The sequence below is a fragment of the Pseudomonas sp. S3_B08 genome, from assembly GCF_054667725.1.
In genome coordinates this window covers 5,489,935-5,502,037 of sequence record NZ_CP162750.1, presented here as the reverse complement: position 1 = coordinate 5,502,037, position 12,103 = coordinate 5,489,935, and the positions used below count along the sequence as shown (strand labels likewise).

Here is a 12,103-nt window from a genome sequence, read left to right as displayed (position 1 = left end):
GGCGAATACGCGCCACACAAACAACAAGGAATACAAAGCTTGTCCCCGGCAATATCTGATAACACCGAAGCACTATGCTGTAACGGCTGCGAAATAATTAGCGGACCGGCGCGACCGTCGGACAAAAAAAATGGCCCTGCCCTGTGGGGCATGACCATTGTTTATTGCTGGTGGAAAACAATTGAAACTTCGATCGGACTTACAACCGCTCAAACTTTCCCAAAGCTGAATATTGAATGAGCGGAGGGTTTTTCAGGACAGCGGTTTTTCACCATACCAACGCGGCGTGTAAACCCACTCACCGCCTCCGGCACGGGCGAAGGTGCAGGTGGTCGAAGAACCGATCAGCACCATGGTGCGCATGTCCACCTGTTCCGGTGTCAATGCGCCCAGGGTCGTGGTGCGCAGCGTCTGCCCCGGCCGGCCGATGTCCCGACCGAGCACCACCGGTGTTTCAGGCGAGCGGTGCTGCGCAACAATCTCCAGCGCCCGGCCCAGTTGCCACGGGCGCGCCCGGGAAATCGGATTGTAGAACGCCAGGGCCAGATCCGCTTGGGCGGCCAGATCCAGACGTTTCTCGATGATCGCCCAGGGCTTGAGGTTATCCGACAGGGACATCACGCAGAAGTCGTGGCCCAGCGGCGCACCGGCCTGAGCCGCAGTGGCCAGCGAGGCGGAGACGCCGGGGAGGATTTCCAGATCAACGCTGTGCCACGCCGGATCGTCCGATTCGTGCAGGGCTTCGAGCACCGCAGCGGCCATGGCGAATACGCCCGGGTCGCCCGAGGAAACCACGATCACCGAGCGGCCTGCGGCGGCGAGCCTGAAGGCATGGCGGGCACGCTGCATTTCTTCACGATTGTCGGTGCAGTGCTGCACCTGATCGTCGCGGAACGGGCCAGCCATGCGCACGTAGGTTTCGTAGCCCAGCACATCGGTGGCGCGGGCCAGTTCGGTTTTCACCGCTGGCACCATCAGTTCGGCGGCGCCGGGGCCAAGACCAATGACCGCCAGGCGACCGCGCGGGCGGCCGATCTGCGCGACGTCCAGGGGTTGCTCGGCAATCGCGATCGCCAGATGTTCTGCGCTGATCACCTTCGCCGCTGGCACTGCCACGCGGGCCAAAGTCTGAAGATCGCTTTGTGCTGCCACAAAGCGCAGTGGCACGCCCAACTCGAGCGCAGCTTCGCGCAAACTCGATGAGGCCATTTCAGCGTCTGCTGCCACCAGACACGCCAGTGCCGGCACGGCGACGCTGGCCTGTTGCAACGCAGCGCGAACGGCGTTCGGCAGATCTGCCACGTCAGCGCTCACTGCCACCGCCACGCTGCGCGGGTAAATCAGTAATTCATCGGCGCTGGCCACCCGCTGCACACTGCTCACATGAATCGACCGCTGCGCCTGCGGATCCTGCGGCAACTGCGCCTGATCGAGCCATGGCGCCGCGCCTTCGATGCGCACGCTGTGCCCGGCGAGCAGGTCGGAAACGAAGCGTTTGCCCGATTCCAGATCCGCCAGTGCATAGCCGCTTGGCGGATTGAGCAGGCAGGTACCAAAGCGCAATTCGCCGCTGGTGGTGATCGCCGGCGCCACTTGCAACGCCGCCGCGATCTCCCGGGCCATGACGTTGACCCCGCCGAGGCCACCGAGCAACGGCACCACCGCGCTGCCGTCTTCGGCCACCGCCAGCACCGCTGGTTCGGCGCCTTTCTCCAGCAACAGCGGCGCCAAGGTGCGAATGACAATCCCCGCCGCGCACAGGGCAATGATCGGCGTGTCCTGTTGATACAACGCGCGCAGGGTCGCGCCGAATTCCTGATAGCTGCTGTCGGCGCCTTCAACCCGTCCGGCAAGGCCATGGATTTGCGCCGCCGGGTAGACCTGCTGAATGCGCCGCGCCGTCGCGAGGCTGCCCTGGCCGAGAATGACGATGGCGGGAGTCGCTTGGCTCATCAACCTTGCCACCGTTCGCCCGGGACGATGATCAGCGAGAAGTACGGCGAGGACATCGGCTCGACCTGATCCATCGGCACGATCTTCTGGTTGGCCATGGTCGCGCGCTCGACATACAACGCACGCTCGGCGAGGCCGAGTTCTTCCAGCACCTGACGGACCTTGGGAAAGTTGCGCCCCAGTTTCATGATCACCGCCGCATCGGCATCGGCCAGACGCCGTTTTAGTTCTTCGTGGGGCAGCACGCCGGAAAGCACCGACAGGCTCTGATTGCGATACACCAGCGGCGCGCCGAGCACCGAAGCGCCGCCGAGCATCGAGCACACGCCGGGCACGACTTCGGCCTCGTAACGGCTGGCGAGACGATCATGCAAATACATGTAGGAGCCGTAGAAGAACGGGTCGCCTTCGCAGATCACCGCTACGTCGCGGCCGGCGTCCAGATGCTCGGCGACCGCCACAGCGGCTTCGTCGTAGAAATCACTGATCACCTGCTCATACGACAGCGGCGCCGGCAACGCCTCGGTGGTCACCGGATAGACCAGCGGCAGCAGGTTCTGCGCCTCGACCAGATGCGCCTCGATGATGCCGAACGCATTGCCCTTCTTGCCCTTGGCCACGAAATACGCGACCACCGGCGATTCGCGCAGCAGGCGCAAGGCTTTGACAGTGATCAGTTCCGGATCACCGGGGCCGACACCGAGGCCGATCAGATGTCCTTTGGCCTGCATCATTCGATCTCCGTGGCGAGGGCATTGACGGCGGCGGCGGCCATGGCGCTGCCGCCCAGCCGGCCTTGCATGATCACGAACGGCACGCCGCGACTGTCGGCGGCCAGCGCCGCTTTCGATTCGGCAGCGCCGACGAAGCCGACCGGGAAGCCGAGGATCAGTGCCGGTTTTGGCGCGCCGGCGTCGAGCATTTCCAGCAAGTAAAACAGCGCGGTCGGTGCGTTGCCGATCACCACCACACTGCCTTCGAGGTGCGGGCGCCACAGCTCCAGCGCGGCGGCCGAGCGGGTGTTGCCCAACTCGCGGGCGAGCTCCGGCACGCTGTCGTCGCGCAAAGTGCAGATCACTTGGTTATTGGCCGGCAGGCGCGTGCGGGTCACGCCTTCGGAGACCATCCGCGCGTCGCAGAGAATCGGCGCACCGGCCGCCAGCGCATCGCGCCCGGCCTTGCCCGCGCCCTCGGAGAATTGCAGACCGTCGATGGCCTCGACCATGCCGCAGGCGTGGATCACTCGCACCGCAAGTTTTTCCAGATCGGCGGGAATGCGCGCCAGATTGGCCTCGCGGCGAATGATCGCGAAGGAGTTGCGATAGATCTCCTGACCGTCGCGGATGTAATCAAGCATCAAGGGGGCTCCGGGAGCGGGCGTCGAGCAGGGTCGCGGCCGCTTCAATAGTAAGATTGCAGGCGTGCAGCGTGCCGAATCCGGGCTGTGCTGCATCGCGAAAATAGAGGTCGTAATGACCGGGGGCAACGGCCAGCAGCGTCGCTGGCGCGCAGTGGGCGGCGGCGCAGGAGCGCGAGCAACCCGACAGGTGCACGCTGAGGCCTGCGGGCAGCAGAGGTGCAAGTTGCCGGGCATCCTGCTTGGTGTCGGCCAGGCCTTTGCCGCAGCCATCGGCGCCGGTGCAGGCGATCAGGCGAGCCAGTGGTTCGGCCTCGGTCGTCAACAGGCCCAACGCCCGCAACTGCTCAAGCACGTTGTCGGTATCAGTGGCTTTCACGTTCGGCAGCAGCAGGCTCTGCCACGGCGTGAAGCGCAGACTGCCATCGCCAAATTGACGGGCCAGTTGTGCCGCGCCACGCAGCATCGCCGGATCAAGTCGGCCCAGTGGCGGCACCGCGCCGACGTAGCAGAGACCTTGCGTGTTTTGCTGATGAGCGCCGATGTGCAGCGCGTCTGCCGACGTCGGGCGCTGCCAATTGCTGATCGCCTTGAGCGATACGCGCTCGCGCAACGACTCAAGGAACGCGAGCCTGGGCAACTCGTCGAGCAGATGGCGCATCCGTGTTTGCTCTGGCCGGGCCAGGTCGAGGAACAACTCCAGCGCGGCGACCACCAGTGCGTGAGCATTGTCCAGGCTCACAGCGCCGAGAGGGCGATCGGTCGGGCAACCGGCCAGACCGAATGCCCAGAGGATTTCGCCGTCACGCTCGAATGCCGACAGCCACAGGTCATGCGGATGTTCGAGCATCACCAGGGCTTCGCCGCCATCGAGCTGCACGGCGAACTTGGCGCTCAACTCATGGAAGCGCGGATGACTTTGCAAGGTGTCGAGGATTTGCCCTGCGAGCGGGCGCGTGTCGAACAGCATCTGCCGATCGATGCCGGCAGCCGGGCTGAGCATCAGATTGCGCACATCGTCGCCGGCGGCGTGCTTCGGCCCAAGGCCGGCGGCCAGCAAACACTCGATCAGCGCTGCGGATTGCGCACCGATGCCGCGAATCTGCAGGTTGCCGCGATTGGTCGCTTCGATCGCTCCGCTCGCAAACGCTTCGGCGGCAGCGGCCACCGCATCGGCCTGATCGGCACTGATCGAACCGCCATCAAGCTTGATCCGGCAGATACCGCCGTCCAGTGCCTGGACGATACGCAGCAACCCCGGGCAGGCCGAGGGGCGTAAGGCAGTGGACATCGGGCGTTCGTTCAAGGGGCTGACCGGTTGTGTGGCAGAAGCGCTTCGCGGGCGAAGGCGCGGTATTATGCCTGCTTTGCCCACCGGTATGAAAAGTCTGCCCTCTGTCTCGACCGGCGGGGCAGGCAGGCTTCAGTTGTTGCCTCTGCCGCGCGCTCAGGTCAGGGCGATAATCTGCTTTTCGCGCCGCTCACCCAATAACGCAATAATCCTGGCTCTCGAGAAACAGTAATCATCGGCATCTATAAGAGCCTTGTAGCAATCAACAGCAAGGTTGCCCACTATCTGCTCGGCATTGAAGCGTTGCTCAAGCACATTGCCCGGAACAGGCTCTTTGACGGCAAACGAAATGACGACCATCGTAATCGTTGATTCCGCAGATACGCTGCCAAGCATGAAGCGAATCGACTTGCCCTCTTGCAGAATATTTCGCTGAAGCAACTCAAGGGCCGCACCGTTGCTCTCCAGTTGCGAGTTCAGATTGGCAATTACCTGTTGGTTAAAAACTGCCGGCGCCCAACCTTGCAAGAGTTCTTGTGCCAACTCCAGCAGAGTAAAAGTATCGGGCGTAGTGACCGGCGCGCTGATAACCGGATCGTCGAAAAACAAAGCACCGGTGACTTTCAAAGCCGTTTTATTGGCGTCATTCCATGCGTCGCATTCAACAGCATCGGGAACTTTATGCGAGGCGACCGTTTGTGAATAAAGCAGCGCATCGAGACTGTCGTCAATGTCAGATGCCGACAGCTCTTTACGCACCAGCACTAATGCCCCTGCGCATACGAAAACCTTCGAAATCGCGAACATTTGCATCTCCCACAAAAAAACCAGAGGCTTGCGCCTCTGGCATTAATCACTTTCAGACCGATTGGCCAAATTCGTAGCTGAGCGCTTTCTCACGCTGCTCAGTCAGAGCCTTGACAATCAACGGTTCAACCATTGCATAGTCTTCCTCATCCATATACATAGTGGCGCCGGCGTTATAAATCTCCACAGCAGATGTTGCCCATTCTACAAACAGTACTTTGGTAGGTTGAGCCGAAGCCAGATATTGCACAGCAGCGATTGCCAGGGTGATACCACCCTCATCATCCTGCGAAGCCGCACTCATGCAAAAGTTGCCACCTTCGGCTTTCTTCGAGTTGTTCTCGAACAGCGTCAGGGCCTGTGGTTCATTTTTCAGTGCATCCATGGTCGCATCTGCCACAGAGGACAATACTTTAAGGGCTGCCTGGCCCTGCCCTACCGCAGCACCAACAGCAGTATGCAGAACAGACAGGACAACATTGTCCATGGTCAGCTTTTGCGAAGTAGCGGTATATCGATTATAAGGCTGGCTGAAAGCAAACCAGCCAGCCAGTTTCATCAATCGCATAAACTCGTTATAGCGCTGTTCCTTTTGGTTGGACGCCGGATATTTGAGCAAGGCAACCAGATCGGCATACATGTAGGTGTTTTTAACGATTCGCTTGCTGCGCTTGGACATGCTTGCATCAAAGCCTGCAATACCCGAGCCCATGATTGCAGCATTCAGTTCATCTTTATCAATCGGCAAGCTACTGCCAACACTTGCCGAACGCGAGCGCAGCACTGGCTGCGCAGCGATAAACTCATTGGTTTGTGCAATCAAACTAAACCGCTCAACAGCGGAGATTACATCTTTATTCAGCTCAGTCATAAATGGATTCCTTTCTTGGTTAAACACCGACTTGGTGTGAAAAACAAATTAATCACAGCGCCGGAGTTAATCAAATCGAAAATCCATGCATTTAATTTCAGACCATCATACAAACCAGCAAACAAAGCTCTCCAACTAACATCAAGCGCCCTGAGCCAACTCAATTTCACGCGTGCGCATATCAAGTACTGCAGCAGCCAACTGAAGCCGATTTTCATTTATCGCGGCAGACCTGATCAAAAAGCGCCTGGAGCGGATATCAAGCTCCGAACCCGTATGCTGAATAGTCCAGAACAAATAGGTAGAGGACCACTTCGCATCAAGCAAGCGAACATTACTGACGACAATCTCCAACTCCCTATTGAAATTGTACTGAGCAGGAGAAAAACGAAAATCGCTCCATTCCCGAGCGCTGCCTCTAAATACGTCTATGGCGTCCGAATGTGTCTCAAGCATATGGAACGCCTCCTTCATTAGCCCGACTTTCTCCCGACTTAGTTGTTGCGACAAGGATCGCGCCCAGACTTCCAGCGCATTACCGGTAAAGTTCTTGTCAACATGGATTACCGGAGCTTGCTCAAGGCTCCAGCCGACAGACCAGAGCACCCCAGAATAATATTCGAACCAAGCAGCTGGCTCACTGTTTCTGTCATGACGCAAATCGGCTCTGTATTCTGCCCAGCGCATACTGTCTTTGACGAATCGTTTGTCTTCCGCAGTCAACCCGGAAAAGTAGGACAACAGATTATTCCCCATCACCGTCGCACTGCCTTGGTCGGGCAGTGCTGAGATACTGTTCAAAACATCGTTCATTTCAATTATCCATTTGATTATTCAATTTACTAAAAAAGTACCTTCCGGATAGCCACAAGCACTTCCAGCGGAACGCCAATTCAATACTTGCGAAGAACTCGAAAAATCACAAAAGACAATGTAAACATTCAATGTCGGCGCTCCTGAAAAAAGGACAGCAGCCAGTTATCGATTGTCGCGTTATCATGTCGCCCGCTTCGCTGGACGCAGGATCTGGAGTATGAAATGGGCGATTGGCTGACCGTTGTGGGTATTGGTGAAGACGGCTTCAAAGGCCTGGGCAAGAACGCCCGGCGTGCTCTGATGGGCGCTTCGCGGATCGTCGGCGGCCAGCGTCAGCTGGATCTGCTGCCGCCGTGCATCGGCGGCGAGCGGCAATTGTGGCCGAGTCCGTTTTCCCTAGCGCCGGTGCTCGAGTCGCGTGGCGAGCCGGTCTGCGTGCTGGCCAGCGGTGATCCGATGTTTTACGGCGTCGGTGCCAGTCTGGCGCGTCAGGTGCCGAGCGCCGAGATGGCGATCATCCCCGCCCCTTCGTCCTGCGCACTGGCGGCGGCGCGCCTGGGCTGGCCGTTGCAGGAGGTGACGATTGTGTCGCTGGTGGCGCGTCCGTTGGCGGCGCTCAATGCGCATCTGTTCAGCGGCGTGCGTCTGTTGTTGCTGAGCAATGACGGCAGCAGCCCGGCCGCCGTTGCGCAATTGCTCTGCGAACGTGGTTTCGGCCCAAGTCGCATGACTGTTCTGGAGCATTTGGGCGGCGACGCCGAACGGCGTATCGAGCGCCGCGCCAGTGACTGGGAAAATGCGCCGATTGCCGATCTCAACGTTGTTGCTGTCGAGTGTCTGGCCGAACCCGGTGTTACCGGCCTGTCACGCCTCGCCGGTCTGCCCGATTCGGCGTTCCGTCACGACGGCCAGCTGACCAAGCGCGACGTGCGCGCCATCACCCTCGCCCGCCTGGCGCCGAAGCCCGGCGAACTGCTCTGGGATGTCGGCGCCGGCAGCGGCTCGATCGGCATCGAATGGATGCGTGCGCACCCGAGCTGTCGTGCCATCGCGGTCGAGGCCGACGAGGGCCGTCAGCAATTGATCGAACACAACCGCGATGCGCTGGGCGTACCCGGCTTGCACCTGATTCGCGGCAAGGCGCCACAAGCGCTCAATGGCCTTGAACGTCCGGAAGCGATTTTTATCGGCGGCGGCGTCACCCGTGAGGGTGTATTCGAGACCTGCTGGGACCAGCTCAAGCCCGGCGGCCGTCTGGTGGCCAACGCCGTGACCCTGCAAAGCGAAGTCACCCTGATGCATTGGCGCGAACAATACGGCGGTGAGCTGACGCGCATCCATGTCGCCCAGGCGCAACCGCTCGGCGAGTTCGACACTTGGCGTCAGGCATTGCCGATCACCCTGCTGGAATTGGTCAAACCCCTCGATGCGTGACGAAACCGCCGAACAACCCGCGCCCCTGCGCAGCGGCCTCACCACCGGCAGCTGCGCCACCGCCACCAGCCTCGCCGCCGCGCGCCTGTTGCTCACCGGCATCAGCGCCGACGCGGTGCAGATCACGCTGCCCAAGGGCAAACAGGTGCAGATGCGCCTGGAGTTCTGCCGCTTGAGCGAGGGCGGCGCCGAGGCCGGTACGATCAAGGATGCCGGCGATGACCCTGACGTCACTCACGGCGCCCTGCTCTATTCACAGGTGCGACTGTCCGCCGAACCGGGAATTCGCTTCAACGCCGGTGTCGGCGTCGGCACGGTGACCCGACCCGGTCTGGTATTGGCCGTCGGCGAACCGGCGATCAATCCAGTGCCGCGCAAAATGATCAGCGATCACTTGGCCTTGCTCGCCGCCGAAACCGGTTACGGCGGCGGCTTCGAAGTCACAGTCAATGTCGAGGGCGGCGCAGAACTGGCGCTGAAAACCATGAATCCACGGCTGGGCATTCTTGGCGGCCTGTCGATTCTCGGCACCAGCGGCATCGTCCGGCCATTTTCCTGCGCCGCTTACATCGCCTCGATTCATCAGGGCATCGACGTAGCGAAAACCAACGGTTATCTGCACATCGCCGCGTGCACCGGCAACGCCAGCGAAGACACCATGCGCCGGGTCTATGACCTGCCGGAAATCGCCCTGATCGAGATGGGTGACTTTGTCGGCGCGGTGCTCAAGCATCTGCGCAAAGTACCTGTGGATAAACTCAGCTTGTGCGGCGGCTTCGGCAAAATCAGCAAACTCGCCGCCGGGCATATGGATCTGCACTCACGGCATTCGAGCATCGACTTGCCGCAACTGGCCGAGTGGGCGGCGGCGATTGGCGCGGATGCGGCATTGCAACAAGGCATTCGCGAAGCCAATACCAGCCAACAAGCCTTGGCCATAGCCAGTGCGGCGGGCATCGCTTTAGGGGATGAGGTGTGTCGCCACGCATTGAATTTCGCCCGCAGCGTGGTACCGGCACAGGTCCAGGTCGAGGTGTTTGCCATTGATCGTCAGGGCGGGATTGTCGGGCATGCCGGAGGTTTTGTATGAAGCGGATCTTGTTGCTCGGCGGCGTGACTGAAGCGCTGGCGATTGCCCGCACGCTCGGCCCACAACATATCTACAGCCTCGCTGGCGTTGGCCGGGTGCCGAGCGATTTGCGCTGCCAGGTTCGGGTCGGCGGCTATGGCGGCGCTGAGGGTCTGGCGCAGTTCATCGCCGATGAAGGCGTCGATCTGCTGCTCGACGCCACGCATCCGTACGCCGCACAAATCAGCGCCAACGCCGCCCGCGCGGCACAGCTCGCCGGCATCCCCTGCTGGGCCTTGCGCCGGCCCGCCTGGCAACCGCAAGCAGGCGATGACTGGCGCGAGGTCAGTGACTGGGCCGAACTCATCGCCGCCCTGGAACCGTTCCACCGCCCGTTGTTCACCCTCGGCCGTGAACCGCTGCAACACCTCGACGAAATCCCCGCCCACCAGTTCTGGACCCTGCGCGCCCTCGACGTTTATCCCGGCAACGCGCGCTGCGAAGTGATCGGCGCCCGTGGGCCGTTTCTGCTGGAAGACGAGCGCGCGCTGTTCGAGCGCAGGCAGATCGATGTGCTGATCAGCAAGAACAGCGGCAGCACCGCGACTGAGCCGAAGCTTGAAGTGGCGCGCGAGCGTGGCGTGCCGGTGCTGGTGTTGAAGCGGCCGGAGTTGCCGGGGGCTGATCGGGAGTTTGGATCATTCGCTGAAGTCCTCGCTGCCCTTTCCCACTGAATCGGCACGGCGCTTTGTGGGAGCGAGCCTGCTCGCGAAGACGTCAGCACCAGTAGCCCATCAGTGCCTGACAAATCGCTTTCGCGAGCAGGCTCGCTCCCACAGGAACCGTGGATGTTGCTGATATCTGTGCACACTCACAAAATTTGTGGGAGCGGGCTTGCCCGCGAAGGCGTCAGGTCTGGCACTGCAAATTCAAGTAGCTACACTCCTTTAACAGCTCAATGCGACACCAAGCCGCACGACGCTTTTTTACTTATCGGCCCTGATCAGGCTAAATGGGCCGCGCCTGATCGCCCACCCAACGGACCTGTCCCATGAACCGACGCCGGTTAGCATTTGCCTGGATCGCCTGCTTTGCAGTGCTGTTCAACATGCTCGCCATGCCGCTGAGCGGGGCGATGGCGCAGGCGGCCAGTTCACCGGCCGAGCAGATACTCTGGAGCAGTTTCTGCACCGGCAGCGGCATGAAGATGGTGGCGATCGACATCGGTGCCACGGATCAGAAGGCCCCGCAGAACGACAACCATTCGAACATGCAGCACTGCTGGTGTTGCTCAGGTGGGGCGCCATTGCTGGCGCTGCCGGGGCATTCGCCGCAGCTGTATTTCGCGCAATTTGAAAGCAACCGCAGCGTTGCGCCCGCCTCCCTGCAAACCCAGACGCCGCGCCAGCAATGGCCGAGTCTCAATCCCCGTGCCTCCCCTCTGGTCTGATTGGTTCGCGCCCTGAATCCGCGTTTCAAATCGTTCTGGAGAACTGCCATGTTGAAGAAACTCTTCGTCCTCGCTGCGCTGCTTTTGCCGGCGTGCTTTGCCCATGCCCACGAATACAAGGTGGGTGCGCTGGAAATCGCCCATCCGTGGTCGCAGGAACTGCCGCCGAATGCGCCGACCGTCGCCGCCTATTTCATCATTCACAACACCGGCAAAAGCGCCGATCGCCTGCTCAGCGTCGACTCGCCCATCGCTGCACAAGCGCAGTTGCACGAGCACGTCATGCAGGGCGATCTGATGAAGATGCAGCAGGTGCCAAGCGTGCAAATCCCCGCCGGCGGCACCGTGACCTTCGCGCCGATGGCTTATCACGTGATGCTGCTCAACCCGAGCGATCGCAGTCTGCTCAGCGACGGCAAGCGTTTCCCGATGACCCTGCATTTCGAAAAGGCAGGTGACGTCAGCGTTGAAGTAGCCGTGCAGAAGAAACCGCCGGAATCGGCCCAGGGCCACGTGCACGCTCAGTAACCGTTTCGGCTGACTTCGCCCATGCGTCCGTTGCGCGCCAGGCCCGTCCCGCATCACCGTCAGACTCAAGCGCTGACGCGTGGCAGCTGGATCGCCCTGTTCGCCATGTTGATGATCTTCATCGGTCCACTGATTTCTCAGTCGATGCCGATGGATCAGCACGCCTCGACGTCGATGCCAATGAGCATGGACATGTCGATGGACATGCCCGGCATGGATCACAGCGGCCACGCAGCCCAGCCTGCGGCCGAGCATTGCCCGCCGCAATCTTCGCATCACGTGCTGTGGGAAAAATGCGGCTATTGCAGCCTGCTGTTCAATTGCCCGGCACTGACCGGCGGCGGCGATTTCGTCGCTTTCAACATCCCGCCACCCAATACCTTCACCCCACCCTCCCCGCGTCTGGGCCATGCCCGCCAACCCTTCTTCCCCGGCGCCCGCACCCGCGCCCCGCCCATCGCCACGTAAACACGCACCTCTGATTGCACACGGTTGAGAAGACAGCTCCAGGCTGCCGACCGTGGTGT

At 60.9% G+C, this 12,103-nt stretch carries 13 protein-coding genes; 6 read left to right on the top strand and 7 right to left on the bottom strand.

What is annotated here, in order from left to right; all coding sequences use genetic code 11:
* Positions 1–252: 252 nt before the first annotated feature.
* From cobJ to AB4N73_RS24745, 7 genes are all read right to left on the bottom strand, one after another.
* Entirely contained in the window at positions 253–1,953 is a 1,701-nt protein-coding gene (gene cobJ / locus AB4N73_RS24775) for a precorrin-3B C(17)-methyltransferase (RefSeq protein ID WP_460142672.1), read from the bottom strand.
* Positions 1,953–2,687: a precorrin-2 C(20)-methyltransferase gene (locus tag AB4N73_RS24770; protein ID WP_370593505.1), complete on the bottom strand. Its 735-nt coding sequence runs from the start codon at positions 2,685–2,687 to the stop codon at positions 1,953–1,955. The genes cobJ and AB4N73_RS24770 overlap by 1 nt, the downstream gene beginning before the upstream one ends.
* Positions 2,684–3,310: a precorrin-8X methylmutase gene (locus tag AB4N73_RS24765; RefSeq protein ID WP_056787678.1), complete on the bottom strand. Its 627-nt coding sequence runs from the start codon at positions 3,308–3,310 to the stop codon at positions 2,684–2,686. The genes AB4N73_RS24770 and AB4N73_RS24765 overlap by 4 nt, the downstream gene beginning before the upstream one ends.
* Positions 3,303–4,601 (bottom strand): precorrin-3B synthase, encoded by a 1,299-nt coding sequence (gene cobG / locus AB4N73_RS24760; protein ID WP_150638208.1) that lies wholly within the window; start codon positions 4,599–4,601, stop codon positions 3,303–3,305. Before cobG ends, AB4N73_RS24765 begins: the two co-directional genes overlap by 8 nt.
* Positions 4,602–4,757: 156 nt before the next feature.
* The gene (locus AB4N73_RS24755; RefSeq protein ID WP_460142671.1) at positions 4,758–5,408 is read right to left on the bottom strand and encodes a hypothetical protein; all 651 of its coding nucleotides are present in this window, start codon (positions 5,406–5,408) and stop codon (positions 4,758–4,760) included.
* 52 nt (positions 5,409–5,460) lie between these two features.
* A complete protein-coding gene (locus AB4N73_RS24750) occupies positions 5,461–6,279 on the bottom strand; it encodes a hypothetical protein (protein WP_460142670.1) in 819 nt (272 codons plus the stop codon).
* 141 nt (positions 6,280–6,420) lie between these two features.
* Positions 6,421–7,092 carry a hypothetical protein gene (locus AB4N73_RS24745; RefSeq protein ID WP_460142669.1) on the bottom strand — a complete coding sequence of 224 codons (672 nt, stop codon included), beginning with the start codon at positions 7,090–7,092 and terminating at the stop codon, positions 6,421–6,423.
* A gap of 225 nt (positions 7,093–7,317) precedes the next feature.
* Here AB4N73_RS24745 and cbiE point away from each other — a divergent pair, with 225 nt between their 5' ends.
* From cbiE to AB4N73_RS24715, 6 genes are all read left to right on the top strand, one after another.
* A complete protein-coding gene (cbiE, locus tag AB4N73_RS24740) occupies positions 7,318–8,529 on the top strand; it encodes a precorrin-6y C5,15-methyltransferase (decarboxylating) subunit CbiE (protein ID WP_460142668.1) in 1,212 nt (403 codons plus the stop codon).
* A complete protein-coding gene (locus tag AB4N73_RS24735) occupies positions 8,522–9,619 on the top strand; it encodes a cobalt-precorrin-5B (C(1))-methyltransferase (protein ID WP_056787664.1) in 1,098 nt (365 codons plus the stop codon). The genes cbiE and AB4N73_RS24735 overlap by 8 nt, the downstream gene beginning before the upstream one ends.
* Positions 9,616–10,332, top strand: coding sequence for a cobalt-precorrin-6A reductase (locus tag AB4N73_RS24730; protein WP_236169630.1), 717 nt, complete (start codon positions 9,616–9,618; stop codon positions 10,330–10,332). Before AB4N73_RS24735 ends, AB4N73_RS24730 begins: the two co-directional genes overlap by 4 nt.
* Before the next feature lie 317 nt (positions 10,333–10,649).
* Positions 10,650–11,048: a DUF2946 domain-containing protein gene (locus AB4N73_RS24725; protein ID WP_460142667.1), complete on the top strand. Its 399-nt coding sequence runs from the start codon at positions 10,650–10,652 to the stop codon at positions 11,046–11,048.
* Positions 11,049–11,096: 48 nt separating this feature from the next.
* Positions 11,097–11,576 (top strand): copper chaperone PCu(A)C, encoded by a 480-nt coding sequence (locus tag AB4N73_RS24720; protein WP_056787657.1) that lies wholly within the window; start codon positions 11,097–11,099, stop codon positions 11,574–11,576.
* 21 nt (positions 11,577–11,597) lie between these two features.
* The gene (locus tag AB4N73_RS24715) at positions 11,598–12,044 is read left to right on the top strand and encodes a DUF2946 domain-containing protein (RefSeq protein WP_071174270.1); all 447 of its coding nucleotides are present in this window, start codon (positions 11,598–11,600) and stop codon (positions 12,042–12,044) included.
* Positions 12,045–12,103: the final 59 nt, after the last annotated feature.